At 69.7% G+C, this 24592-nt stretch carries 26 protein-coding genes and 1 pseudogene; 8 read left to right on the forward strand and 19 right to left on the reverse strand.

What is annotated here, in order from left to right; translation table 11 throughout:
* Positions 1–68 precede the first annotated feature (68 nt).
* Genes RR1_RS00810 through RR1_RS00820 form a run of 3 tightly spaced genes read right to left on the reverse strand, consistent with a single transcriptional unit; the run spans position 69 to position 2559 of the window.
* Entirely contained in the window at positions 69–554 is a 486-nt protein-coding gene (locus RR1_RS00810; RefSeq protein WP_143153646.1) for a hypothetical protein, read from the reverse strand.
* 11 nt (positions 555–565) lie between these two features.
* Positions 566–1177, reverse strand: a complete 612-nt coding sequence (locus RR1_RS00815; RefSeq protein WP_040774162.1) for a hypothetical protein — start codon at positions 1175–1177, stop codon at positions 566–568.
* A complete protein-coding gene (locus tag RR1_RS00820; protein WP_010839092.1) occupies positions 1174–2559 on the reverse strand; it encodes a cystathionine beta-synthase in 1386 nt (461 codons plus the stop codon). The genes RR1_RS00815 and RR1_RS00820 overlap by 4 nt, the downstream gene beginning before the upstream one ends.
* Positions 2560–2720: 161 nt before the next feature.
* Here RR1_RS00820 and RR1_RS00825 point away from each other — a divergent pair, with 161 nt between their 5' ends.
* Complete coding sequence (locus tag RR1_RS00825) at positions 2721–3938, forward strand: acetyl-CoA C-acetyltransferase (protein ID WP_040774159.1); 1218 nt, start codon at positions 2721–2723, stop codon at positions 3936–3938.
* 201 nt (positions 3939–4139) lie between these two features.
* Here the strand turns inward: RR1_RS00825 and RR1_RS00830 are convergent, their stop codons facing one another.
* Together RR1_RS00830 and RR1_RS00835 are read right to left on the reverse strand one after the other, a co-directional pair.
* The gene (locus RR1_RS00830) at positions 4140–4982 is read right to left on the reverse strand and encodes a Bax inhibitor-1/YccA family protein (protein WP_010839089.1); all 843 of its coding nucleotides are present in this window, start codon (positions 4980–4982) and stop codon (positions 4140–4142) included.
* Between the two features lie 158 nt (positions 4983–5140).
* Positions 5141–6268 (reverse strand): class I SAM-dependent methyltransferase, encoded by a 1128-nt coding sequence (locus RR1_RS00835; protein WP_010839088.1) that lies wholly within the window; start codon positions 6266–6268, stop codon positions 5141–5143.
* A 66-nt stretch (positions 6269–6334) separates the two neighbouring features.
* On the opposite strand from RR1_RS00835, the gene RR1_RS00840 reads away from it, so the two are divergent.
* Complete coding sequence (locus RR1_RS00840; RefSeq protein ID WP_010839087.1) at positions 6335–6757, forward strand: hypothetical protein; 423 nt, start codon at positions 6335–6337, stop codon at positions 6755–6757.
* Positions 6758–6765: 8 nt separating this feature from the next.
* On the opposite strand, the gene RR1_RS00845 is transcribed toward RR1_RS00840, so the two are convergent.
* Entirely contained in the window at positions 6766–7482 is a 717-nt protein-coding gene (locus tag RR1_RS00845) for an SOS response-associated peptidase (protein WP_010839086.1), read from the reverse strand.
* Positions 7483–7526: 44 nt separating this feature from the next.
* A complete protein-coding gene (locus RR1_RS00850; protein WP_143153647.1) occupies positions 7527–7775 on the reverse strand; it encodes a hypothetical protein in 249 nt (82 codons plus the stop codon).
* Between the two features lie 137 nt (positions 7776–7912).
* Here RR1_RS00850 and RR1_RS00855 point away from each other — a divergent pair, with 137 nt between their 5' ends.
* Entirely contained in the window at positions 7913–9067 is a 1155-nt protein-coding gene (locus tag RR1_RS00855) for an MFS transporter (protein ID WP_040774153.1), read from the forward strand.
* Between the two features lie 6 nt (positions 9068–9073).
* Here RR1_RS00855 and RR1_RS00860 read toward each other — a convergent pair whose 3' ends face one another.
* Positions 9074–9832, reverse strand: coding sequence for a glutamate racemase (locus tag RR1_RS00860; protein WP_010839083.1), 759 nt, complete (start codon positions 9830–9832; stop codon positions 9074–9076).
* A 128-nt stretch (positions 9833–9960) separates the two neighbouring features.
* Here RR1_RS00860 and RR1_RS00865 point away from each other — a divergent pair, with 128 nt between their 5' ends.
* From RR1_RS00865 to RR1_RS00880, 4 genes are read left to right on the forward strand one after another with little or no spacing between them, the layout of a single operon-like run.
* On the forward strand, positions 9961–10425 hold the full coding sequence (locus RR1_RS00865) for an Asp23/Gls24 family envelope stress response protein (protein WP_010839082.1): 465 nt from the start codon (positions 9961–9963) through the stop codon (positions 10423–10425).
* 40 nt (positions 10426–10465) lie between these two features.
* Positions 10466–10645, forward strand: coding sequence for a hypothetical protein (locus RR1_RS00870; RefSeq protein ID WP_010839081.1), 180 nt, complete (start codon positions 10466–10468; stop codon positions 10643–10645).
* Complete coding sequence (locus tag RR1_RS00875; RefSeq protein ID WP_010839080.1) at positions 10638–11579, forward strand: Asp23/Gls24 family envelope stress response protein; 942 nt, start codon at positions 10638–10640, stop codon at positions 11577–11579. The genes RR1_RS00870 and RR1_RS00875 overlap by 8 nt, the downstream gene beginning before the upstream one ends.
* Positions 11576–12184: a hypothetical protein gene (locus RR1_RS00880; protein WP_071990759.1), complete on the forward strand. Its 609-nt coding sequence runs from the start codon at positions 11576–11578 to the stop codon at positions 12182–12184. The genes RR1_RS00875 and RR1_RS00880 overlap by 4 nt, the downstream gene beginning before the upstream one ends.
* Here RR1_RS00880 and RR1_RS00885 read toward each other — a convergent pair.
* The 11 genes from RR1_RS00885 to RR1_RS00935 form a co-directional block, all read right to left on the reverse strand.
* Positions 12066–13208 (reverse strand): acyltransferase family protein, encoded by a 1143-nt coding sequence (locus RR1_RS00885; protein ID WP_169847012.1) that lies wholly within the window; start codon positions 13206–13208, stop codon positions 12066–12068. The genes RR1_RS00880 and RR1_RS00885 overlap by 119 nt on opposite strands.
* 100 nt (positions 13209–13308) lie before the next feature.
* Entirely contained in the window at positions 13309–14550 is a 1242-nt protein-coding gene (locus RR1_RS00890; RefSeq protein WP_010839078.1) for a glycosyltransferase 87 family protein, read from the reverse strand.
* 201 nt (positions 14551–14751) lie between these two features.
* The gene (gene tuf, locus RR1_RS00895; protein ID WP_010839077.1) at positions 14752–15942 is read right to left on the reverse strand and encodes an elongation factor Tu; all 1191 of its coding nucleotides are present in this window, start codon (positions 15940–15942) and stop codon (positions 14752–14754) included.
* Between the two features lie 117 nt (positions 15943–16059).
* Positions 16060–18162 (reverse strand): elongation factor G, encoded by a 2103-nt coding sequence (fusA, locus tag RR1_RS00900; RefSeq protein WP_010839076.1) that lies wholly within the window; start codon positions 18160–18162, stop codon positions 16060–16062.
* Positions 18163–18329: 167 nt separating this feature from the next.
* The gene (gene rpsG / locus RR1_RS00905; protein WP_010839074.1) at positions 18330–18800 is read right to left on the reverse strand and encodes a 30S ribosomal protein S7; all 471 of its coding nucleotides are present in this window, start codon (positions 18798–18800) and stop codon (positions 18330–18332) included.
* Complete coding sequence (gene rpsL, locus RR1_RS00910; RefSeq protein WP_010839073.1) at positions 18800–19174, reverse strand: 30S ribosomal protein S12; 375 nt, start codon at positions 19172–19174, stop codon at positions 18800–18802. The genes rpsG and rpsL overlap by 1 nt, the downstream gene beginning before the upstream one ends.
* 400 nt (positions 19175–19574) lie before the next feature.
* Positions 19575–20129: a DUF3558 domain-containing protein gene (locus tag RR1_RS00915; protein ID WP_010839072.1), complete on the reverse strand. Its 555-nt coding sequence runs from the start codon at positions 20127–20129 to the stop codon at positions 19575–19577.
* Positions 20126–20650 (reverse strand): DUF3558 domain-containing protein, encoded by a 525-nt coding sequence (locus tag RR1_RS00920; RefSeq protein WP_010839071.1) that lies wholly within the window; start codon positions 20648–20650, stop codon positions 20126–20128. The genes RR1_RS00915 and RR1_RS00920 overlap by 4 nt, the downstream gene beginning before the upstream one ends.
* A 10-nt stretch (positions 20651–20660) precedes the next feature.
* Complete coding sequence (locus RR1_RS00925; RefSeq protein ID WP_051111239.1) at positions 20661–21314, reverse strand: TetR/AcrR family transcriptional regulator; 654 nt, start codon at positions 21312–21314, stop codon at positions 20661–20663.
* Between the two features lie 50 nt (positions 21315–21364).
* The gene (locus tag RR1_RS00930; RefSeq protein WP_040774202.1) at positions 21365–22138 is read right to left on the reverse strand and encodes an enoyl-CoA hydratase family protein; all 774 of its coding nucleotides are present in this window, start codon (positions 22136–22138) and stop codon (positions 21365–21367) included.
* Between the two features lie 26 nt (positions 22139–22164).
* On the reverse strand, positions 22165–23364 hold the full coding sequence (locus tag RR1_RS00935) for an acyl-CoA dehydrogenase family protein (RefSeq protein ID WP_010839068.1): 1200 nt from the start codon (positions 23362–23364) through the stop codon (positions 22165–22167).
* Positions 23365–23652: 288 nt separating this feature from the next.
* Here RR1_RS00935 and RR1_RS22720 point away from each other — a divergent pair.
* Positions 23653–24582 (forward strand): annotated as a pseudogene (locus RR1_RS22720) (LGFP repeat-containing protein); the annotation flags it as partial.
* Positions 24583–24592 lie beyond the last annotated feature (10 nt).

Raw genomic sequence — 24592 nt, forward strand, 5'->3', positions numbered from 1 at the left:
CCACCAGCCTAACGAGGTGCGCGGCGCCGTCGTGTCGTCGGGCTCACTCGCCGCGCCGGCTCGCGGGCTCACGATGCCAGGTACTCGGCGACGGCGTACGCGACGTCGAGATCGACGCCCCGGCCCCGGCTGTCGAACACGACGATGCGGTGATTCGGCGTGACCACCGCCACCGCGAACGTGTCGAGCGCGACGACACCGAGGGCGTCCGAGCGGGGATCGTCGATGACGTTCGGCGAGGTCTCCGCCAACTCCTCCACCGTCGCGACGCCGATCGGCTGCACCTGCACCGTCACCGAGAGCGCGTCCGGCGCACCCGGTTCGGTGCTCCACCGGCACAGCGGGATGCTCGGCCCCGAGACGATCGCTTCCTCGACGTCACGCCGATCCGGAAGCAGCCCGCCGACGACGACATCGAGATCACGACACCCCGTGGGCGGATCGGGACGCGCGAGCGCGGTGCCGGACACGGACTGCGCACAGCCCGCGGCGACGGCACCGGCGAGCACTGTCACGGCTGCCGCGACGGACGCGCGGCGCACTCGGGTCGGCACGAGCCGCGACCCTACTCCGCGAGCAGCTGCCCCACAGCGAGCGCGACGTCGAGCTCCGACGACACGTCCGTGCCGAAGCCCTCGTCGCCGATCGAGAACACCGTGATCTGCGCCGTCGGCGTCATGAGCGAGACACCGACGAGATCCAGTGCGACGCCCGACATCTCCTCGACGCGGGGATCGGCGATCGCGTTGCCGCCGACCCGCATCGCCTCGAGCACCTCGGGATCGTTGTGCTGCCGGTACGCCGTGACCGACACGATGTTGCCGGTAGCGCCCTGCCACATGCACTGACCACCCGCGACGATCTCCCCCGGCACTCCCGTCCAGCCCGCGACGTAGGGCGTGACCACCGGATCGAGGACGTCGCATCCGACTGCCTCGCCGACCGCCGGCAACTCGTCACCGAACGGCGGAACCAGCGGATGTCCGGGATCGACGTCGAGATACTCCTCGGGCGTCGCAAACGGGTCGGGCGGCTCGTCGAACGGGCCCGAATCGACCGCGACGTCGTGCTCGGCGATGGCAGTGCCCTCGATCGTCGAGCCGCACCCGGCCACGACGAACACCGCGCCGAGCGCCGCAGCGACCCCGGCGGCGCGCCGTGTCCGTCGGGCCGTCACGACGCGGAGCTGACGAATCCGAGAAGATCGTGGCGCGTGATGACACCGACCGGCTTGCCGTCGTCGACGACCATGAGCGCGTCGCTATCGGCGAGCGCCTTGGTCGCCGAGGCGATCGGCTCGCCGGCGCCGATGAGCGGGAACGCCGTGCTCATGCGCTTCTCGACGGAGTCGGTCAGCTGCGCACGACCCTCGAACACGGCACTGAGCAGGTCGCGTTCGGTGACGCTGCCCGCGACCTCACCGGCCATGATCGGCGGTTCGGCACCCACGACGGGCATCTGCGAGACGCCGTACTCGCGCAGGATCTCGATCGCGTCGCGCAGCGTCTCGGACGGATGCGTGTGGACCAGATCGGGCAGCTCGCCCGACTTGCCGCGCAGCACGTCGCCGACGGTCGTGTCGGTCTCGTGCCCGTCGAGCGGCGTGCGCAGGAAGCCGTACGACGCCATCCAGTCGTCGTTGAAGATCTTCGCCATGTAGCCGCGGCCACCGTCCGGAAGCAGGACGACGACAAGCGCGTCGGGGCCCTCGCGCTTGGCGACCTCGAGTGCCGCGACGACGGCCATACCGCACGAGCCGCCGACGAGCAGCCCCTCTTCTCGCGCGAGGCGGCGCGTCATCTCGAACGAGTCGGCATCGGAGACCGCGATGATCTCGTCGGCGACCGACGGGTCGTACGCGCTGGGCCAGAAGTCCTCGCCGACACCCTCGACGAGGTACGGCCGTCCCGTGCCACCCGAGTAGACCGAGCCCTCGGGATCGGCGCCGACGACCTTGACGGCGCCGTTCGAGACCTCCTTGAGGTAGCGGCCCGCGCCGGTGATGGTGCCGCCGGTGCCGACGCCCGCGACGAAGTGCGTGATCTTGCCGTCGGTGTCGCGCCAGATCTCGGGACCGGTCGTCTCGTAGTGGCTCTCGGGGCCCGCGGGGTTGGAGTACTGGTCGGGCTTCCAGCCGCCCGGCAGTTCCTTCGCGAGCCGGTCGGAGACGCTGTAGTAGCTGTCCGGGTGCTCCGGCGGAACGGCCGTCGGGCACACGACGACCTCGGCGCCGTACGCGCGGAGCACGTTGCGCTTGTCCTCACCGACCTTGTCGGGGCACACGAACACGCACTTGTAGCCGCGCTGCTGCGCGACGAGCGCGAGCCCGATGCCGGTGTTGCCGGAGGTCGGCTCGACGATCGTCCCGCCCGGCTTCAGTGCGCCCGACGCCTCGGCGGCGTCGACCATCTTCACCGCGATCCGGTCCTTCGAGCTGCCACCGGGATTGAGGTACTCGACCTTCGCCGCGACCGTGCCCAGGCCGGGGCCCGTGACCGAGTTCAGCTTGACGAGAGGAGTGTCACCCACCAGATCGACGACGTGTTCCGCGATGCGCATGGCTCCATCGTCCCAGATGCGGCCCGCGCATGCGCCTGCCGGGGCACGCCCGCTGAGCGGGTGCGCACGTGCCCCGGGGTGGGGCGACGGGATAGATTGGCCGGTGAGGCGGTGATCGGCCCCACACGCCGCGCCGTCCCCGACGCTACGAAGGAGTTTTCATGCCCGAGGCAGTCATCGTCTCTGCGGTGCGTTCCCCCATCGGCCGAGCCATGAAGGGCTCGCTGAAGGACATCCGCCCGGACGATCTCGCGACCCAGATGGTCGCCGCCGCGCTCGCGAAGGTCCCGCAGGTCGATCCCGCGGACATCGACGACATCATGATGGGCTGCGGTCAGCCCGCAGGCCAGTCGGGATTCAACATCGGACGCGTCGTCGCCGTCGAACTCGGCTACGACCATCTCCCCGGTGTGACCGTCAACCGCTACTGCTCGTCGTCGCTGCAGACGACCCGCATGGCGATGCACGCCATCCGCGCGGGCGAGGGCGACATCTACGTCTCGGCGGGTGTCGAGTCGGTGTCGAGCTTCGTGACCGGCAACGCGGACGGGCTCCCCAACACCAAGAACGCACGCTTCGCCGACGCCGAAGCGAAGACCGAGCAGCTCGCGCAGGGCGGCACGGCGTGGCAGGACCCGCGGGAGCTGGGCGAGCTCCCCGACGTCTACATCGCGATGGGCCAGACGGCCGAGAACGTCGCGTCGTACACGGGCATCAGCCGTGAGGACCAGGACCACTGGGGCGTGCGGTCGCAGAACCGGGCCGAGGAGGCCATCGCACGCGGCTTCTTCGAGCGTGAGATCACGCCCGTGACGCTGCCCGACGGCACCGTCGTCTCCACCGACGACGGCCCGCGCGCCGGCACGACCTACGAGAAGATCAGCCAGCTCAAGCCCGTCTTCCGCCCCGACGGCACGGTGACGGCGGGCAACGCGTGCCCGCTCAACGACGGTGCTGCCGCGCTCGTCATCATGTCGGACACGAAGGCGAAGGAACTCGGCCTCACGCCGCTCGCGCGCATCGTCTCGACCGCAGTGACGGGCCTGTCGCCCGAGATCATGGGCCTCGGCCCGATCGAGGCCGTGAAGAAGGCGCTGACGATCGCCGGCAAGACGATCGACGACATCGACCTCTTCGAGATCAACGAGGCGTTCGCGGTGCAGGTCCTCGGCTCGGCGCGTGCGCTGAACATCGACGAGGACAAACTCAACATCTCGGGCGGCGCGATCGCACTCGGCCACCCCTTCGGCATGACGGGTGCGCGCATCACCAACACGCTGCTCAACAACCTGCAGGAGCAGGACAAGACGTGGGGCGTCGAGACCATGTGTGTCGGCGGCGGCCAGGGCATGGCGATGGTGCTCGAGCGCCTGAGCTGACGGGTTCTGTCACCAACGCTCCCCGACTCGTGCTCACACTCCCCCACCAGGGGGAGCGTCAGTGCGATTCGGGGAGCGTTGTGCTGTCGGGCCCCGATGTGGAAAAGCGCAGTGCCGAGCCTGTGCAGAAGCGCCGAACGGGCGGTTTCCGGAACATCGGCCGAGTGGCCGTGCCGGAAACCGCCCGTTCGGACGTGCGAACTAGTCGTTCTGGAAGTAGCTGAGCAGACGCAGGATCTCGACGTACAGCCACACGAGCGTGATCGTGAGGCCGAGCGCGACGCCCCAGGCAGCCTTCTCCGGCGCCTGAGCGCGGATCAGCTGATCCGCGGCGTCGAAGTCGAGCAGGAAGCTGAACGCGGCGAGGCCGATGCAGACGAGGCTGAAGACGATCGCCAGCATTCCGCCGTCACGCAGGCCCAGGCCGCCGTCGATGAAGAACGAGGCGACGAGGTTGCCGAGCATGAGGACGACGACGCCGATGATGCCGCCGACGATCATGCGGGTGAAACGCGGCGTGACGCGGATGGCGCCCGTCTTGTAGACGACGAGCATGCCGAAGAACACACCGAACGTACCGAGAACGGCCTGTCCGATGAGCGTGCCGGCAGCGACGCCCTGGATGTTGAACGTGAACATGAACGACAACGCGCCGAGGAACAGACCCTCCGCCACCGCATACGCGAGGACGATCCCGGGGTTGTCCATCTTGCGGCCGAACGTCGCGACGAGCACCAGCACGAGGCCGACGATCGCGCCGCCGATGGCGAGCGGAGCCGCCAGGGCGTTGTTGTTCGTCACGAGGAAGAACGAGACGATCGCGCTGATCGAAAGAACACCGAGCGTGATGCCGGTCTTGGTGACGACGTCGTCGATGGTCATCGGACGACGCTCGGGCTCGGTCACGAACGGATCGGCCTGCGTGTACTGCGGCTGTCCGAACTGGGTGGCCTGCGCGGCGCCGGACGACGCAGATCCGAACGAGGCGTATCCGCCCTCCTGTTTGGGGAGGTTGCGGAACACCGGGTTGCTGGTGGTGCGCACCGTGCATGTCCCTTCTCACGACGTTGCCGGACATTCCGGCCTCATATGCTGTCAACGGTGGCCGATCGTGGGGAGTTCCCCGCAAGGAGGAATCCACGTCACAGCTGCTCCGGACATTTCGGACTGTACAGCCCTTCGCCGCACGGATGCCAGGCGAACTACCGTCGCACGGACTGCGCGACGGTGAATTTCCGGCCACGGTCGATCACTGTCGTCGGCCCGATCGCCGCGGTGAGCGCGCCCGAATAGCCCAGGTGGTTGTTGTACACCGTCCACAATTCCCCGCCCGAACGCAACACGCGGGCCGCGGCGTCGAACATGCGCTCGGCCGCTCCGGTGTGCACCGCGGCCCCGAGATGGAAGGGCGGATTGCAGACAACGAGGTCGGCGCTCGCGTCGTCGAAGGTCGACATCGCGTCGTCGCGGACGACGGTCACGGTCGCGCCCGACGCCCGCGCGGTGAGCGCCGCCGACGCTGTCGCCGCGGCCGACCGGTCGGTCGCGATCACGTCGAGGCCGGGTCGCTGCCGGGCCAGCACCGTCGCCAGGATTCCGCTGCCGCAGCCGAGGTCGATCGCGGTGCGCGCACCGGGTTTCGCGTCGCGCAGATACGGCAGCAGTGCGCGAGTGCCGATATCGAGGCCGGCACCGGCGAAGACCGCGCCGTGCGCGAACACCGTGACGTCCCAGTCGTCGAGTCGCTGCGACACCGGATACCGCGGCTCGCCGACCTGCTTCGGCGAGGACGCCGTGAGGACGCGCGACTTCTGCCTCCCCCGCGACGCGACGACGCTCGCGAACGACGTTCCGAGGACGTCGTTCATCGACGTCGACAGGTGCTTGTCGCGGCCGCCCGCGAACACGCGCACCTCCGGAGCGGCGTACCGCGCGATCGCGTCGGCGATCTCGTCGAGTTCCGCGAGCGCGCGCGGCAACTGCATCAGCACGATCGTCGCGCCGTCCAGCAATTCGGGCCCCAGCGGCAGCGACACATAGTGCTCGGTCATGCCCGCTGCCGCGGCGTTCGCAGCGAGCGCGCGCTCACCCGTGATCGGATCCTGGTGCGTGCGAATGCCGGTCGCGCCGAATCCCGCTGCCGCACCTAGGGTGAGGGCGCCGTACCGATCGCCGACGACGACGATCCGGTCGATCGGGGTCACCGCGTCGGCGGCGATGTCGAGAATCAGCCGGTCCGCGGCGTCGACGGCATGCAGATTCGGCGCCTCCACGTCGGGACGGCGACGCAGCGTTGCCAGCACGTCGGACGCCGCAGCACGATCGAACACGCCTCCAGTCTCCCCCGCGCCGCGCGCCGCCGGGGCGCCGGGGCGCGCTCGGCCTACGCTGCGCAGATGTCGATCGTCCGGGCGGTGTGGTGGGCACTCGCGATTGCCGCAGTCGCGTTCACCGCAGGGACGGCGATATCACCTGTCGGCGACGTCTCACTGTCCTGCGCCAAGACCGGCTCGATGCCGGACGATCACGGCACGACGTCGTGTACCGACTCGATCGTGCGGGCGCTCGGCGTGTGGCCGCTCGTCGGTCTCGCCGCTGTACTCACGATCCCGCCTGTGGTAGCCGCGGTGTCCCGGCGGATGTGGGTGTCGTGGGCCGCCGTCGCGATTCTGGCCGTGGCGTCTGCCGTGGGCCTGACGACGTGGGCCTCCTTCTGGGGATCACTCGTCATCGCTGCGCCGATGGCGACACTCGGAGCGATCGCCGTCGCAGCACACCGGGCGCGCACCCGACGTTCGCGGGCCGACGCGCCCGGGTGAGCCCCCACTCACTCCACCGGATCGAGCAGGTGCGGGTCGTTGTTGCGGGGCGAGTTGACGGCCGTGCTCACCTCGTACGGGGTCAGTCGCGGTTCGGGGATCGACGCCAGCATCGCCTCGACCTGCTCGCGGTCGTCGATCGTGGGGTCGAGCCAGTGCTCGACGAAGTCGGGCGGCAAGAGCACGGGTGAGCGGTCGTGGATGTGGCCGAGCGAGTCGGTCGCGTTCGTCGTGAGGATCGTCGCCGTCCACAACCACCGGTCGGGGTCGTCCTCGGCCTTGTCGGGGTCTGGCCACAGCTCGTAGAGCCCCGCCATCGCGAGGACGCCGTCGCCGTGCAGGAAGTACGGCACCTTGACGGTCTTGCCCGTCTCGGGGTCTTCGCGCTTCTCCCACTCGAAGTAGCCGTCGGCGGGCAGCACACACCTCCGTTTGAGCGCGGCACGACGGAAGGCGGGCTTCTCGGTGATCGACTCGGACCGCGCGTTGATCAGCCGATTGCCGATCTTGACGTCCTTCGCCCACGACGGCACGAGCCCCCACCGGACCGTCCGCAGTTCACGCTCGGGCTCGTCTCTGCCACGGACGTCGTCGAGGACGATGCGCACCGGCTGCGTCGGGGCGACGTTGAACGACGGCCCCGACGACTCGCCGACGGTGCGGGCGATCTCGAAGATCTCGCCCAGTTCCTTGTCTGACGTCGTGCTCGCATATCGGCCGCACATGTCGCCTCCGTTCGCGTCCCTGCCGATCGCCCGGCGGGACGTACCTACAGCGTGAGTTCCACGCGGTCACCGCGGCCGATCGCCGCCGCCACCGTCGAGAGGGTGGGCTCGACGAGGGCGGTCGTCAGCCGGGCCACCAGCGCATCCTTCACGATGCCTTCCGGATCTCCCTGGTGTCGGTGATACACCGCATCGATCTCCTGCTGCATGCTGCGCACGACCTGATCGACGATCTCGCGCTCGGCATCCGGATCCCACTCGAACCGCACCGCGACCACCCGCCTCTCGCCCACCGAACTCGAATGTCCGCGAGCGTAATCGGCACGTCCGACATCGACGCCCGGTGGCACAATCACCCCACGTGAACCGACCCTCTCGCGCCGACGCGGCTACGCACTCCCCGGGACCGAGCACCGCGACGGTCCTGGTGATGGCGGTGGCAGTCGGGCTCTGCGCGGGCGGAAACTACTTCAACCAGCCGTTGCTCGATTCCATCGCCGGCGCCCTGTCGGTCTCCCCCGCCACCGCGGCGTTCACCGTGACGGTCGCGCAGGTCTCCTACGCCCTCGGCCTGCTCCTGCTCGTCCCGCTCGGCGACCTCCTCGACCGCAGGAAACTCTCGGTCGGCCTCATGCTCGTCGCCGCTGCGGGACAGGCGATCAGTGGCGTCGCACCGAGTTTCGCGGCGCTCGTCGTCGGCACGGCCGTCGCCGGACTGTTCTCGGTCGCCGCGCAGGTGCTCGTGCCGTTCGGGTCCGCGCTCGCGCCACCGGGCAGATCCGGTGAGATCGTCGGAACGCTCATGAGCGGCCTGCTGATCGGCATCCTCGTGGCACGCTCGCTCGCGGGCCTGCTCTCCGACCTCGGCGGCTGGACGACGGTCTACCGCGTGTCCGCGGTCGCGATGACGCTCGTCGCGCTCGCGCTGTGGCGGATGCTGCCCGCCGACGACGCCGCGACGCGCCCGCGCATCGGGTACGGCACGGCCCTCTTGTCGATGGCGCCGCTCGTCGCCCGCCACCCGCGACTCGCCACCCGTGCCGCCCTCGGCGCGTGCGCGTTCGCGTCGGTCAGCACCGTCTTCGCGACGATGGCACTCCTGCTCTCCGCGCCGCCGTTCGAGTACTCCGACGCACAGATCGGGCTCGTGGGCCTGAGCGGCGTCGCGGGAGCGGTCGTCGCGACGCTGGCCGGGCGGCTGGCCGATCGCGGACTCGCCCAGTGGGCGACGGCGGGAGCCATCGCAGTGCTGTTGCTGTCGTGGCCGCTGTTCGGGCTCGGGGCGCAGGCGATCGTGTGGTTCGTCCTCGCCTTCGTCACCGTCGACACCGGACTGCAGGGCATCCACGTCAGCAACCAGAACATCGTGTTCGCGCTCGACCCGCCCGCACGCTCACGCATGAACTCGGTGTACATGACGTGCTATTTCGTCGGTGCGGCCGTCGGCTCGGCCGTCGGCACCTCGGCGTGGCGGCACGGCGGATGGACCAGCGTGTGCATCGCCGGAGCCGCGCTCGCGGGGATCACCCTTCTCGTGTGGCTCGCGGACCTGGCACTCGTCCGGCGCACACGGCGGTCGGGATAGCGGCGATCAGCGGTCGGTGAAGACCCGGCCCGCGTCGTAGCGCGCCGCTGCTGCGGGCAACTCCGCGACGCGGCCACCGGCGAGCACCGTCACGGTGCCGTTTCCCGTCCCGGGAGGCGACACCTCGTCCGCCCGGCGCACGGTCTGCGCCGCGACGGCCGACGAACTGTCGAACAGCCGGACACCGCGCGGCAACTGCGCCGCGATCTCGTCCGCGACGAGCGGATAGTGCGTGCACCCGAGCACGACGCCCTCGACGTCGTGGGGCGTGCGCGACACCGCGTCCGCGACGGCCGATCCGATCGCCGGGAGGTCGCCGCGGTCGACGGCGTCGGCGAGGCCGTGGCACGCGACCGAGGCCACCGACGTTCCGGCGGCGTACGTCTCGACGAGCCGCGCCTGATATCTGCTCGCCGTCGTGGCCGCCGTCGCCCAGATCGCGACCGACGAGCACTCCGCGGCCGCGGGCTTGATCGCGGGGACCGTACCGATCACGGGGACGTCGTCGCCGACGTGGCCGCGCACGTGATCGAGCGCCGTGACGCTCGCGGTGTTGCACGGCAACACGATCACCTCGGCGCCGCGATCGCGGCACGCGTCGACGGTCCCGAGAACACGGTCGATCACCCAGCGCGCCGGCTTGGGACCCCACGGCGCGCCGTCGGGATCGGTCGCGAGCAGCAGGTCGAGATCGGGGCGCAGCTTGCGCAGATGCGCCGCGGTGGGCAGCAGGCCCAGGCCCGAGTCGATGAGCGCGACGATCACGTGTCCAATCTATCGCGCCGCGTGCGGCAGACGCGTGCGCGGCGTCCTGCGCGGCGAGCGCACACTCGCGCTGCAACGGTCCTACTCTGAGAGCGACACGAGACACCCGAATCACCGAGGAGTGGGCGATGGGACCCGACGACACCGAAGCCGACCCGCGCCGACGCCAGATCCGGTACGCGGCGAGCGGTCCGGAGGGACTCGTCGGCGCCGAGGGACGCACCGTCATCGCCGACGCCGTCGTCGCGAAGATCGCGGGTCTCGCGGCCCGCGAGATCGACGGCGTCCACGATCTGGGTGGCGGCACCGCCCGCGCCGTCGGCGCGCTGCGCGACCGCATCCCCGGTGCCCGCGTCAATCACGCACAGGGCGTCGCGGTCGAGGTGGGCGAGAAGCAGGCCGCGATCGACATCGGCATCGTCGCCGAGTTCGGTGTCGCGCTCCACGAACTCGCGGGCGCCATCCGCCGCAACGTGATCGAGGCCGTCGAACGCATGACGGGCCTCGAAGTCACCGAGGTCGACATCACGGTGTTCGACGTCGTGCTCGAAGGCGAGGACGTCCGTACGGCCCCCGACCTCCGGATCCAGTGAGCACTCGGCCCGGCGAGCACCAGCGAGAACGGAACGGCACATGAGCAACACCTCGGTCGGTCTCATCTGCGGGCTGCTGCTGGCACTCGCGGGAATCCTCGGCGGCTTCAGCGGATTCGTGTTCGCCGTGATGCTCGGTGCGGCCGGGATGGCGATCGGGGCGCATCGCGACGGCCATCTCGATCTCGGCGCCATCCTGCGCAGCCGCGGCCGTGGCTGAGCCGGGTACCACCGTCCGCGCACGGTCACCGCGGCCGGGCGAGGACCCCGCCGATCGCGGTGCGCTCGTGATCCGCGACCGCGTCGTCGCGCACATCGTCGAGGCGGCGGCGCTGTCGGTGCCCGAGGTCGTGCGGACGGGATCGTCGCTCACCCGGCTCACCGGACGCGATCTGCCGCGCGCCGAGCTCTCCACCGGCGACGGCTCCGTCGCCGTCACCCTCTACCTCGCGGTCCGCTGGCCCGTGCGCCTCGACACCCTCGGCGCCCGCGTGCGGGCCCGCGTCGTGGACGAGGTGACGCGGCTGACGGGGCTGCGGGTCACCGACCTCAACGTCGTCGTCGCGGGCGCCGCGCCCGGGCTGGGCGAGACGCCCGTCGACGACGAGGTCCCCCGCACCGATCCGGTCCGCGCCAACACCCCGCGCGCCGTTCCCGCCGCCGTCCCCGCCGCGATCGTGACGGCGATCGGCGCGCTCGGACTCGCGTTCGTGTGCGCACGGGAGTTGCTCATCGCGCACGACCGGATCGGCGGCGCACCGTGGGTCCGCAACACCGTCGAGTGGGCGTCGCGGCTGCACTGGTCCGACTGGATCATTCCCGCGATCGTCGCCGCCGTCGCCCTCGGTCTCGTCCTGCTCGCCGCAGCACTCAAGCCGCGCCCGCGCACGCATCTCGCACTCCGTACGACACCCGGCGAGACACCCGTCGTGTGGACACGCCCACGCGATCTCGCGCGCGCGTCGAGTTCGCTGGCGCGGTCGGTCGCCGCGGTCCAGACGGCGCGGACCGCGGTCGACCGGCGCCACGTCACCGTCACGACGCACGCGACCGGCGACCCCGCCGACGTCGATGCCACGGTGCGCACCGCCGTCGCGCCCGTCATCGCACTGCTCGACGACGATCGCCGCGTCCGGATCAGGACGCGGCCGTGAGCCGCCGCGCCGCCGCGTTCAACCGGCTCGTCGTCCTGGTGCTCGCGCTCGTCCTGCTCGGCGCGGGTGCGTATGCGTTCGCGTGGTACATCGGCGTCCCCCGTATCCGCGAGTGGGTGGGCCGTTACGACCGCGAAGCAGTCGACGCCGCGGCGACGCAGAGCTGGTGGGTGTGGGCGCTCGCGGGCACGCTCGCCGCGTCGCTCGTGCTGGCGCTCGCCGTCCTCGTCGTGGACCTCACGCGGCGGCGCCCCGAGTCGGTGACGGTGGGGGACGCCGCGGACGGCAGTGCGACGCTCGATCTGCCCGCGCTCGCGGACGGACTCGCGGAGCAGTTGCGGGCCTATCCCGGGGTGCGGCGCGTCCGGGCCCACGCGATGGTCGACCGCGGGTTGCCGACCCTCGAACTGACGGTCACCGCGGACGCCGAGATCGACGTCGTGGGGTTCACGAGCACCGCCGAGGCGGTGGCGCGGGGGTCGAACGTCATGCTTCCCGGGTCTCGCGTCGCGACGCGGGTGCTGCTGCACCTCGAGCCGCCCACACCCGACGAAGGGCCCGTCCCGTCGCTGCCGGCGCATCAGGAAGCCGGGGCGGCATCGTGAACAGCACGCCGAGCCCGATGCGCTCGAACGCGCTGCGTCCCCACAGCGAGACGACGATCGCGAACGCGGCGACGAGCAGCGGGGTCACGGGGATTCGCTGCATCACGGTCGGTTCGAGCCCGGCGGCGAGCAGCAACGCGAGTGCCGTGCCGAAGGCGATCTCGTGCAGCAGGAAGACCGCGAGCGTCCGAGTCCCGAGCCGGCGGAAGGGCGCCGCGACCCGGTGCCGGGCGAGCAACGCGGCGACCGCGATGCCCGTGACGAGGCCGACGGTGCTCGTCGCGACGTGCGCGAGGGACGACTGCGCGAGCGCTCCGTCACGCACGAGCGCGAAGGCGCACGCGAACGCGAGGACGGCAGCCGCGACACGGGCGGGCGTCGCCGCCGCCGCGATGCGATGCGCGTGCCGCGCGGCGTGCACGCCGAGGAGATAGAACACCAGCAGCGTCGCCATGTTGTGCCACGTCCAGCTCCCGAAGTCCAGGTGCGGGACTGCCACGGCCGACCCGAACGCCGCGACGAGTTGCAGCACCGCCGGGATACGGACGAGTGCGCGTGCCACGAAGGCGAAGACCGCGAGCGCGTAGATGAACCACAGGCCGCTGTCGGGGATCACGAGGGCACGAATCGGCTTCCAGATGCTGCCCGGCTCGGCCGTCCCGGCCGTCGCGGGAAAGAGCGTGAAGTACGCCCAGCGCACGAACGTCCACACGACGTAGAGGTAGAGCAACGGCAGGACGCGACGACGCAGCACCTGCGCCCACGGCATCGTGAGGGTCTTCGCGAGGAACAGCCCCGACGCGAGGAAGAACAGCGGCATCCGGATCGGCTGCACGAGCGCGTTGATGTCGTTCCACAGCGGATGCGCCATGCCCCGGCCGATGAGGAAGTTCGACGCGTGCAGCAGCACGACGAGCGCGATGCACACGCCCTTCGCGACGTCCACCCATTCGTGGCGAGCAGGGCCGACGGCGTCGGAGGACGCCGAGACGGCAGGGGCGGAACGGGAACGAGAGGCAGGCACGAGCACGCGGTTTCCGGTGAGACGGGCGGCGCCTCACATCTGGGCGTCCGATTGCCCGTTCCATGGTACCGGATGATAAAGGGACGGTAATGCGCCGCGGCTAGGACGCGGGCACCGCCGGCGGGCTCGCCTCCTCGCGCGACGTCGCATCCTCGGGAACCGCAGGGACGGCGCCGGCCCGCGCGGGACGGTTCGACGCCGCGACGACGGCCGCGGCGAGCAGCACGAGGCCCACGAGGCCCTGGGCGTTGCCGATCAGTTGGCGCGTCGCCGCGTCGATCCAGCCGTTCGGCTCCTCGACGAACGCGATGTACGGCGCGATCCAGAAGACGAGCGCGGCGGACGCGAGCAGCGGACGCCACGAGCGGTACGCCGGTGCGATCGCGAGCGGGACGAGCAGGATGCACCACACCCAGTGATGGGTCACCGCGAACGGCGCGCCCAGCAGCACCGCGAGCGACACGACACCGACCGCGGCCACCTGCTCGCCGGCCCGGACGAATCGCAGTGCGGCCCACCACGCGGCTGCCACGACGACGGCGGCCGCGAGCAGCCACACCGCATCGGCGACGACGCCGTCGACACCGACGCGCGCGAGCATGCCCGTCACCGCCTGGTTGCGGACGAACTCGTGATTGCCGGCGCGGTCGGACAGGAAGAACTCGGTCGTCCAGAACCACAGCGACGCCTGCGGCAGCAGCGCGAAGCCGAGCGCGATCGTCGCCGCGAACGTGCCGACGACGCGGCCGACCGAGCGGTAGTCGCGACGCAACAGGAAGATCAGGCCGAACGCCGCGGGGGTGAGCTTGATGGCGGCCGCGAGACCGACGCCCACACCGCGCAGCCGTCGCGGCAGCACTCCGAGGCAGTCGGCCACGACGAGCGCGACGAGCACGATGTTGATCTGGCCGAACGCGAAGTTCGACCGCACCGGCTCGAGGAGCAGGGCCACACCGGCGACAGCGATCGCGACGACGGTCGCGCGCGGCACGTTCAGCGCGCGCAGCACGGTCCGGACGATCCACCAGACCAGCACGATGTTGAGCACGGTCCAGCCGACCTGCAGCACCGTCGCACCGATCGACGCGAGCGGCGCGAACAGCACGGCCGCGAACGGTGGGTAGATGAAGCGGAAACCGGAGGTGCTCGGGAAGTCCGCCGAGTACAGCGGGAGGCCCTCCCGGAACGCCCGTCCGGCGTCCTGGAACACCGACAGATCCATGAGGTACCCCGTGGCGGCGTCGTGGACGTAGGACGTCACGACGATCGCCGTCAGCACGAGCCCCGCAAGGAGGCCGATCTCGCCGGCCCGCGAGCGGACCGCTTCCACGACGCGTTGCACGCCTACCTCCCGACTTCGGTCGATCCCAGCCGTTTCCCACACACCTGTGGCACGAAAAAGCGACGAGCCGAACGCCCGCCGATACCGAAACGTTACCGCAGGATCCGTTCGCTCGCGTGAAACAGAAGAAACGCCCACCCCGAGCGGGATGGGCGTTTCTTCGGTTCGCCCGACCGGTCGCTCGGACCGGTCAGCGGATCATCACTTGATGATCTTGGTGACCTTGCCTGCACCGACGGTGCGGCCGCCCTCGCGGATGGCGAAGCGCAGGCCCTCGTCCATCGCGACCGGCTGGATCAGCTTGACGGACATCTCGGTGTTGTCGCCGGGCATGACCATCTCGGTGCCCTCGGGCAGCGTCACGACGCCCGTCACGTCCGTCGTACGGAAGTAGAACTGCGGACGGTAGTTGTTGAAGAACGGCGTGTGGCGGCCACCCTCGTCCTTCGACAGGATGTATGCCTGGCCCTCGAACTCCGTGTGGGGAGTCGTGGTGCCCGGCTTGATGACGACCTGGCCGCGCTCGACGTCCTCACGCTTGATGCCACGGATCAGGAGGCCGACGTTGTCGCCCGCCTGGCCCGAGTCGAGGAGCTTGCGGAACATCTCGATACCCGTGACCGTGGTCTTGGTCGAGGTCTCCTTGATGCCGACGATCTCGACGTCCTCGTTCACGTTGACCGCGCCACGCTCGATACGGCCGGTGACGACGGTGCCACGACCGGTGATCGTGAAGACGTCCTCGACGGGCATGAGGAACGGCTTGTCGGTCTCACGGACGGGGTCCGGGATCGACTCGTCGACGGCGTTCATGAGCTCGACGATGCTCTCGGCCCACTTCGCGTCGCCCTCGAGCGCCTTGAGCGCCGAGACCTTCACGACGGGGGCTTCCTCGTCGAAGTCCTGCGCAGCGAGGAGCTCACGGACCTCCATCTCGACGAGCTCGAGGATCTCCTCGTCGTCGACCATGTCGGCCTTGTTCAGCGCCACGAGGATGTAGGGAACGCCGACCTGACGCGCGAGCAGCACGTGCTCACGGGTCTGCGGCATCGGGCCGTCGGTGGCTGCCACGACCAGGATCGCGCCGTCCATCTGAGCCGCGCCGGTGATCATGTTCTTGATGTAGTCGGCGTGACCCGGAGCATCGACGTGAGCGTAGTGACGCTTCTCCGTCTGGTACTCGACGTGCGAGATGTTGATCGTGATACCGCGGGCCTTCTCCTCCGGAGCCTTGTCGATCGCGTCGAACGCGAAGCTCTCGTTGAGATCCGGGTACTTGTCGTGCAGCACCTTGGTGATCGCTGCGGTCAGCGTGGTCTTGCCGTGGTCGACGTGACCGATGGTGCCGATGTTCACGTGCGGCTTGGTCCGCTCGAACTTCGCCTTCGCCACTTGATTGTCCTCCTGGACTGATTGGTGCTTGCTGGATGCAGCAGTGCGGTTGTGATTACTTGTCGTGTTCGGCGCCGGGCGAGGAACTCACCCGGGTCACGAGCAGTGAGCTCTCGCTTACTCGCCCGTCGCCTTGGCGATGATTTCCTTCGAGACGTTCGCGGGAACCTCAGCGTAGGAATCGAACACCATGGAGAAGTTCGCTCGGCCCTGGGTCTTGGACCGCAGATCACCGATGTAACCGAACATCTCCGAGAGCGGAACCAGCGCCTTCACGACACGGGCACCACTGCGTTCCTCCATGGCCTGGATCTGGCCACGGCGGGAGTTGAGGTCGCCGATCACTTCACCCATGTAGTCCTCGGGTGTCGTGACCTCGACGGCCATGAGCGGCTCGAGAATGACCGGCCCCGCCTTGCGGGCGGCTTCCTTGAGCGCCTGCGAGCCGGCGATCTTGAAGGCCATCTCCGACGAGTCGACGTCGTGGTAGGCGCCGTCGAGGAGGGTCATCTTCAGGTTCACCAGCGGGTAGCCGGCGAGTACGCCGTACTGCATCGCGTCCTGCGCACCAGCGTCGACCGACGGGATGTACTCGCGGGGAACGCGGCCACCGGTGACCTTGTTCTCGAACTCGTACGTCGCACCGTCTTCGCCGACGAACGGCGCCAGACCGATGATGACCTTCGCGAACTGGCCCGAGCCACCCGTCTGCTTCTTGTGGGTGAACTCGTGCTTCTCGACGGCCTTCGTGATGGTCTCGCGGTACGCGACCTGCGGCTTGCCGACGTTGGCCTCGACCTTGAACTCGCGCTTCATGCGGTCGACGAGGATGTCGAGGTGGAGCTCGCCCATACCGCCGATGACGGTCTGGCCGGTCTCGTCGTCGAGTTCGACCGAGAAGGTCGGGTCCTCTTCGGCGAGCTTCTGGATCGCGACGCCCAGCTTCTCCTGGTCGGACTTGGTCTTGGGCTCGATCGAGACCTGGATGACCGGGTCCGGGAAGGACATCGACTCGAGGACGATCGGGTTCGCCTGATCGCACAGGGTGTCGCCGGTCGTGGTGTCCTTCAGGCCGATCATCGCGTAGATGTGGCCCGCGACGGCCTCGTCGACCGGGTTCTCCTTGTTGGCGTGCATCTGGAAGAGCTTGCCGATGCGCTCCTTCTTGCCCTTGGTCGCGTTGAGGACCTGGGCACCCGGCTCGATACGACCCGAGTAGACACGCACGAACGTGAGCTTGCCGAAGAACGGATGCGCCGCGATCTTGAAGGCGAGAGCCGAGAACGGCTCGTCCTTCGCGGGCTTGCGCCGCATCTCTTCTTCTTCGTTGCCCAGCGCGTGGCCGTGGACCTCGCCGATGTCGAGCGGGTTCGGCAGGTAGTCGATGACCGCGTCGAGCATGGGCTGCACGCCCTTGTTCTTGAACGCGGAACCACACAGCACCGGGTACAGCTCGGAAGCGACCGTCAGCTTGCGGATGGCGCCCTTGATCTCCGCGACGGTGAGTTCCTCACCCGCGAAGTACTTCTCCATGAGCGCTTCGTCGGACTCGGCGACCGTCTCGAGCAGCTGCTCGCGGTACTCGGCGGCCTTGTCGGCGAGGTCGGCCGGGATCTCCTCGATCGTCGGAGCGGCGCCGATCTCGACGGTGCCGCGCCACGTGATCGCCTTCATCTCGACGAGGTCGACGACGCCGTCGAACTCGTCCTCGGCGCCGATCGGCAGCTGCAGGACGAGCGGCTTCGCGCCGAGGCGCTCGACGATCGTGCGGACGGTGAAGTAGAAGTCCGCGCCCATCTTGTCCATCTTGTTGACGAAACAGATGCGCGGAACGTCGTACTTGGCGGCCTGCCGCCACACCTGCTCCGACTGCGGCTCGACGCCCTCTTTGCCGTCGAAGACGGCGACGGCGCCGTCGAGCACACGGAGCGAACGCTCCACCTCGACCGTGAAGTCGACGTGGCCGGGGGTGTCGATGATGTTGATCTGGTTGTTGTTCCAGAAGCAGGTCACCGCGGCGGAGGTGATGGTGATGCCGCGTTCCTTCTCCTGCTCCATCCAGTCCGTCGTCGACGCACCGTCGTGAGTCTCACCGATCTTGTAGTTGACACCGGTGTAGTACAGGATGCGCTCGGTGGTCGTGGTCTTGCCGGCATCGATGTGCGCCATGATGCCGATGTTTCGGACCTTGTTCAGGTCGGTCAGCACTTCCTGTGCCACGGAATTCTTCCCCGCTCGTTGCTCGTGTTCGGGTGGCGGCCCGGGCCGGGGTGTCCGGTGGACCAGTTCTGTCTTCTAGCGATGCCGGGTGGCCGTGAGGCCGGCCCGACCTGCGACACGCGCGGGGGCGATCGGTGCTGTTGCCGCCGATCGCCCCCGGCGCGGTGTCACCAGCGGTAGTGGGCGAACGCCTTGTTGGCTTCGGCCATCTTGTGGGTGTCCTCGCGGCGCTTGACCGCGGCACCCAGGCCGTTGCTGGCGTCGAGGATCTCGTTGGCGAGACGCTCGACCATCGTCTTCTCACGGCGCTGCCGCGAGAAGGTGACCAGCCAACGCAGCGCGAGCGTGTTGGCGCGAGCCGGCTTGACCTCGATGGGCACCTGGTAGGTGGCACCGCCGACGCGGCGGCTCTTGACCTCGAGCGACGGCTTGACGTTGTCGAGCGCGCGCTTGAGCGTCACGACCGGATCGGTGCCGGTCTTCTCGCGGGCCTCTTCGAGGGCGCGGTAGACGATGCGCTCCGCCGTCGACTTCTTGCCGTCGAGGAGGATCTTGTTGACGAGCTGCGTGACCAGCGGGGACCCGTAGACGGGATCGTTGATCAGCGGGCGCTTGGGAGCGGGACCCTTACGAGGCATCAGCTCTTCTCCTTCTTCGCGCCGTAGCGGCTACGGGCCTGCTTGCGGTTCTTGACACCCTGGGTGTCGAGCGAGCCGCGGATGATCTTGTACCGCACACCCGGGAGGTCCTTCACACGACCGCCGCGGACGAGCACCATCGAGTGCTCCTGCAGGTTGTGGCCCTCACCGGGGATGTAGGCGGTGACCTCGATCGCGCTGGTCAGGCGCACACGCGCGACCTTACGAAGCGCCGAGTTCGGCTTCTTCGGGGTGGTGGTGTACACGCGCGTGCACACGCCACGGCGCTGCGGGCTGCCCTTGAGGGCCGCGGTCTTGACCTTGGCGGCCTTGTCGCGGCGGCCCTTGCGGACCAGTTGGTTGATGGTTGGCATATACCGGCTTTCTCGTTCGGGGAGCTTCACTGCGTCGCCCCATGGGGCGGCACTTCGTCTCGGCTGTTGTGAAGTTAGGGATCCAGCAGTTGAGGCAAGGGAGCTACTGCCTCGAACCCGGTTCGGAGCACGTCGCGGGGTCGCTCGCCAGGGCGAACATCCTCGATCGTGCACCCGAGGTCGGGTGTGTCGCATACCCCCACACAGGCAGCCGGACGGCTCGCCGACACGGACGAATCCGCTCGAACGCGCGCACGGCACTACCTCGCTAGGCACACAGTTCGGTCTCGGCCATGGTCGCTCGAGTGAGCGCGAGGCCGGACACGACCCTCAACGATACCTGTCGCCGCGCCGCCCGGTCAAAATGCCCCGGTGCTGGGTAGACCCGGTACGGCCACCTCTAGTTGGCGACGTCGACGGTGAGCTCGGCGAGCCGCGTGGCGGCGGCGCACGGATCCCCGCCGCCGGACGGGTACTGCACCCACCATCCCACGACGCCCGCACTCGGCGCACCGAGCGTCGTGCCGCACGAGCCGGGATCACCGGGCCTGGTGACGACGATCGCGCGGCGTCCCTCGATCGTGGTCTGCTCGACTGCATAACCCAGGCGCCGCGCGGTCTGTTCCTCCGTGTCGAGCGAGCCGGTCTCGAACCAGTCGAACGTGATCTTGACGAGCCCGCCGGCCCCGACCGCGCTCCACCGGCAGATGGCGCCGAAGAAGTCGCGCACGATGGCGTCGGCGCCGACCGTCGCGGCGATGTCGGGATCGGCCACCACGTCGCACTCGCGCAGCAGATCGGTGAAGCCGGAGAGGTCGGCGCCGCCGCCCTCGGCCACCGGGGTGCCGGGGACCGTCGTCCCGCACCCGGACGCGACGACGCCCACGGCCGCGGCGACGGCCGCCCAGCGGCGGGTCACCCCGCTGCGCCCGATCACCGCTCCGCGCCCGGTCATCGCTCCGCCCGCGAGATCGAGGTCTCGGCCAGCTCGCGTGCGACGTCGCACGGATCGGCGGTGGGCGCGGATTCGCCGTACATGATCGACCAGTGCACGAAGTCGCCGCCGAACGCGACGCCCAGTTCGCACAGGTAGTTGCCGGCGGACGCGACGAAGCCGGGCTGCCCCGCGATCTCGATGTCCGACGCCGCGCGCCCGATCAGCTCGGAGCCGGCGCGCTCGCGTCCGATGGGGCTGCCGCGGTACCACGAGAACGTCACGCTCGGGCCGCTCGTCCCCGCGACCTCCCACTCGCAGCCGACCGAGTTGCGCGTCACCGTCGTGAAGCCCGGGACCGCGAACGCACGCGCGACCTCGTCGTCGGTCACCGCGCCGCACTCGTCGAAGAAGGGGCCGGGTTCGGCCTCACCGGACGCCGCCGCCTGCGGTGGGGCCGGTGGCGCGTCGTCGCCGCCGCACGCCGTGAGCCCGGCAGCGGCGATCACCACGATCGGTGTCGTCCACGCCCTGCTGCGCACGCGCGAGACTCTACTGCGCGCTGTCGTCTCCCGTGTGGTTCGGCGCGCCCGCGGCCGAGGTGCGGACGAGCACTGCGTCGAGATGAGCCGCCCACGCCCGCGCGATCTCGTTGCGGCGTCGCGAGTCGTCGGTCATCACGTCGGCGAGGCCGAGTCCGCGCGCGAGGTCGAGGGTCGCCTGGACGAGACGGTGCGTCGCGGTGTCGGAGTCGTCGGCGCGGAGCTGCTCGACGGCGGCGGCGTGGGTGAGCCGGCCGAACCGCTCCTCGACGGGCAGGATCCGGGCACGCAGCTCGGCGTCCGACGCCGCGGCCGTCCACACCTGGAGTGCGGCCTTGAACAGCGGGCCCGCGCACCGATCGAACAGCCGCTGGACGACGGCGTACGTGCGGTCCTCGCCCGGCGGCAGGTCGGCGCCGTCGCGGCGGGCCTCCTCGATGCGGGCGTCGAACATGTGGTCCAGCGCCGCGAAGATGAGGTCCTCGCGCGTCGGGAAGTGATGCTGGGTCGCGCCGCGTGAGACTCCCGCGCGGGCCGCGACGACGCCGACCGTCGTCGCGGCCCAGCCGAGTTCGGCGAGGGCGTCGATCGTCGCTTCGAGCAGGGCCTGACGCGTCGCTCGACTGCGATCCTGTTTCGGTTCGCGAGTGCTCGTGTGCGCCATGGACTCTCCTCGGTGACGGTCGCGCCCGTGCGGGCGCGGGCTGCGCTCGATCAGCGCGCCGCGTCCGCCCAACGCGGTGCACGCTTCTGCAGAAACGCCATCATCCCCTCTCGTGCCTCGTCGGACTCGAACAACCTCGCCGATCGTGCCGCGAGGTCGTCGGAGTGGGCGTCGAATCCGGCGAGGATCTCGCGCGTGACGAGGCGCTTGGATTCCTCGAGGCCCTGCGGCGACGCGGTGCGGAGGTCGGCCGCGACCGCCGCGACCGCCGCGGCGGGGTCGTCGGCGGCGAGCGTCACGAGGCCGATCCGCTGTGCCTCCGCGGCGTCGAACCGCTCCCCCGTGAGGAAGTACCGTGCCGCGGCGCGCGGGGTGATCCGGGGCAGCACCGTGAGCGAGATGATCGACGCCGCGAGTCCGAGCCGCGCCTCGGTGAGCGCGAAACTGCTCGACGGGCCCGCGATCGCGATGTCGCACGCCGCTACGAGGCCCATCCCGCCGGCCCGGACGTGGCCGTCGACGTGCGCGATCACCGGCTTGGGCAGTGCGACGATCGCGCGCAGCAGCCGCGCCATCTGCAGCGAGCGTTCGGTGACGTCCGCCGACGCCCGCGAGAGGTCGGCCCCCGCACAGAAGGTGCCGCCCGTGTGGGTCAGCACGACGGCGCGCACGTCGGGGTCCGCCGCGGCGTCGGCGAGGCTCTGCTCGATCCCCGTCACGAGCGGATCGGAGAGGGCGTTGCGGTTGTGCGGCGAGTCGAGCGTGACGGTCGCGATCGCGTTCGCGACGTCGTAGTGCACCCGGACGTCCGGCGCTGTGGTCATGTGCTCTCCCGTCTCGGTGGGCGGCATCAGTACGAGCGCGGCAGCCCGAGGGAGTGCTGCGCGACGTAGTTGAGGATCATCTCGCGGCTGACCGGTGCGACGCGGGCGATCCGGGCCGCGGCGAGCATCGCCGCGAGGCCGTATTCCTGGGTGAGCCCGGCGCCGCCGTGCGTCTGGATCGCCTGGTCGAGCGCCTTGATGCTGGCCTCGGCGGCGGCGTACTTCGCCATGTTCGCGGCCTCGGCCGCACCGAAGTCGTCGCCCTCGTCGTAGAGCACCGCAGCCTTGCGCATCATGAGCTCGGCGAGATCGAGCTCGATCTTCACCTGGGCCAGCGGGTGCGCGATGCCCTGGTGAGCGCCGATCGGCTCCTTCCACACCGTGCGCTCGTTCGCGAACCGCACCGCGGCGTCGAGCGCGTAGCGCCCCTGCCCCACGGCCATCGCCGCGCCGAGGATCCGCTCGGGGTTGAGGCCCGCGAAGAGCTGCATGAGGGCGGCGGCCGCTTCGCCGACGAGCGCGGTCGACGGGAGCCGGACGTCGTCGAGGAACAGCGTGAACTGATGATCGGGTTCGAGGATGTCCATGTGCATCCGCGTGCGCTCGAAGCCCGGGGTGTCGGTGGGGACGATGAACAGGGCGGGCCGGAGCTTCCCGGTGCGCGAGTCCTCGGTGCGGGCGACGACGAGGACGGCGTCGGCCTGATCGACGCCCGAGATGTAGACCTTGTTGCCGCGCACGATCCAGTCGTCGCCGTCGCGACGGGCCGTCGTGGTGATCTGGTGCGAGTTGGAGCCGGCGTCGGGCTCGGTGATGCCGAACGCCATGATCGACGTCCCGGCGGCGAGGCCGGGGAGCCACGTCCGCTTCTGGTCGTCGGTGCCGTACTTCGCGATGATCGTGCCGCAGATCGCGGGTGAGACGACGACGAGCAGCAGGCCCGCGCCGTGGGCCGCGAGCTCTTCCTGCACGAGGGCGAGTTCGTAGATGCCGGCTCCGCCGCCGCCGTACTCCTCGGGGAGGTTGACGCCGAGGAAGCCCAGTTCCGCAGCGTCCTTCCACAGTTCGGTGAGGGGTTCGCCGACGCGCGCCTTGGGCAGCACGTACTCGCGGTAGCCGTAGCGGGCGCCGAGCGCGGAGACGGCGCTGCGGAGTTCGCGGCGTTCCTCGGTCTCGATGAAGCTCGTGCGGTCGCTGCGGGTGATGTCGGGGCTGGTGACGCTCATGGACACGGACCACCTTCGGGTTCTCGTCGCGCGTGTTACTGCGATCACATTCCGATGGCAGCGTCACACTCTGCGCGAAAAAAATCAAGCATCACTGCTTGGTTTCGCTTCGCGCCCTCGACTCCCCACTTACGACGACGCTCATCCTGTTTGCGGACTCCATACCGTTCGACCGATTTGTGACCTAAGTGTTATCTGGTACGGGTGAGGTTGATGAGGTCGTGCCATACGTTCCTCGCAAGCGACGGCCGCCGCTGACCCCATCGCTACGAACGAAGCAGGTGTCAGATGGCCACATCCCCACCGCGGGTATCGCCACGTCGACACCGACACAGACATCGGCGGCACCGAGCGAGTCGTCGGCGGTCGCCCCGCAGCCGTACGCCACGACGACCCCGACCGCCGAACAGGCTGAGCAGATACCGCCGGCCACCTCGTCGGCCGCCCCGCAAGCAACTCCCCCGGACTCCATGCCGGGGGCGACCGAATCGCCGGAAGCCCTCGCGACCGGACAGAAGATCCCGTTCACCGGCCTGCCCACCGAGAACCCGAACGACCGCGTCATCCCCGGCAAGATGCGCTCGGACCGCGAAGAGATTCCCGACGGCTTCACCAAAGACGACGCCGACCGCGCCGAGATCGCCGAAGCCAACGACGCGAAACAGCGCATGGCTCGCCGCGGCACCGCCGCCGCCGACCCCGCGGACTGCCGCCGCTACTGGCCCGCCGAGCAATACCTGGTCTGCGGACAGATCCAGCATCAAGTACGACTCCCTCGGCGGCGCCCTCAGCTTCCTCGGCTTCCCCACCTCCAACGAACTCGTCAACCCCGACATCCACGGCCGCCGGCAGACATTCGTCAACGGACCCATCTACTGGTCCGCAGCCTCCGGCGCACACCCCGTCCTCAACCACTTCTTCGCCGCATGGGCACGCAACGGCTGGGAAAGCGGCGTCCTCAAGTACCCCACCACCGACGAAATCGTCAACCCCGACGGCATCGGCCGCCGCCAGGAGTTCCAAGGCGGCACCATCTACTGGCGCCTCAACGAGGCCTACTTCGTCGGCGGAGCCATCCGCGACAAATGGAACACCACCGGCGCCGAACGAGGCGGAAGCCTCCTCGGCTACCCCACTTCCGACGAAATCCGCCTCCCCGACGGCCAAGGCCGCATGAACAGATTCGAACGCGGCGTCATCTACTGGCACCCGGCGACCGGGGCTCGAC

The organism is Rhodococcus rhodnii NBRC 100604, assembly GCF_001894925.1.
Lineage (GTDB): Bacteria > Actinomycetota > Actinomycetes > Mycobacteriales > Mycobacteriaceae > Rhodococcus_F > Rhodococcus_F rhodnii.

Coding starts and splice junctions, on each gene's coding strand:
- RR1_RS00825 (WP_040774159.1), top strand. CDS start 2,721: ATGCCCGAGGCAGTCATCGTCTCTGCGGTGCGTTCCCCCATCGGCCGA.
- RR1_RS00930 (WP_040774202.1), bottom strand. CDS start 22,138: ATGACCACAGCGCCGGACGTCCGGGTGCACTACGACGTCGCGAACGCG.
- RR1_RS00820 (WP_010839092.1), bottom strand. CDS start 2,559: ATGCGCATCGCGGAACACGTCGTCGATCTGGTGGGTGACACTCCTCTC.
- RR1_RS00865 (WP_010839082.1), top strand. CDS start 9,961: ATGGGACCCGACGACACCGAAGCCGACCCGCGCCGACGCCAGATCCGG.
- RR1_RS00935 (WP_010839068.1), bottom strand. CDS start 23,364: ATGAGCGTCACCAGCCCCGACATCACCCGCAGCGACCGCACGAGCTTC.
- RR1_RS00855 (WP_040774153.1), top strand. CDS start 7,913: ATGGCGGTGGCAGTCGGGCTCTGCGCGGGCGGAAACTACTTCAACCAG.
- RR1_RS00915 (WP_010839072.1), bottom strand. CDS start 20,129: ATGACCGGGCGCGGAGCGGTGATCGGGCGCAGCGGGGTGACCCGCCGC.
- rpsL (WP_010839073.1), bottom strand. CDS start 19,174: ATGCCAACCATCAACCAACTGGTCCGCAAGGGCCGCCGCGACAAGGCC.
- RR1_RS00845 (WP_010839086.1), bottom strand. CDS start 7,482: ATGTGCGGCCGATATGCGAGCACGACGTCAGACAAGGAACTGGGCGAG.
- rpsG (WP_010839074.1), bottom strand. CDS start 18,800: ATGCCTCGTAAGGGTCCCGCTCCCAAGCGCCCGCTGATCAACGATCCC.
- RR1_RS00840 (WP_010839087.1), top strand. CDS start 6,335: ATGTCGATCGTCCGGGCGGTGTGGTGGGCACTCGCGATTGCCGCAGTC.
- RR1_RS00870 (WP_010839081.1), top strand. CDS start 10,466: ATGAGCAACACCTCGGTCGGTCTCATCTGCGGGCTGCTGCTGGCACTC.
- RR1_RS00925 (WP_051111239.1), bottom strand. CDS start 21,314: ATGGCGCACACGAGCACTCGCGAACCGAAACAGGATCGCAGTCGAGCG.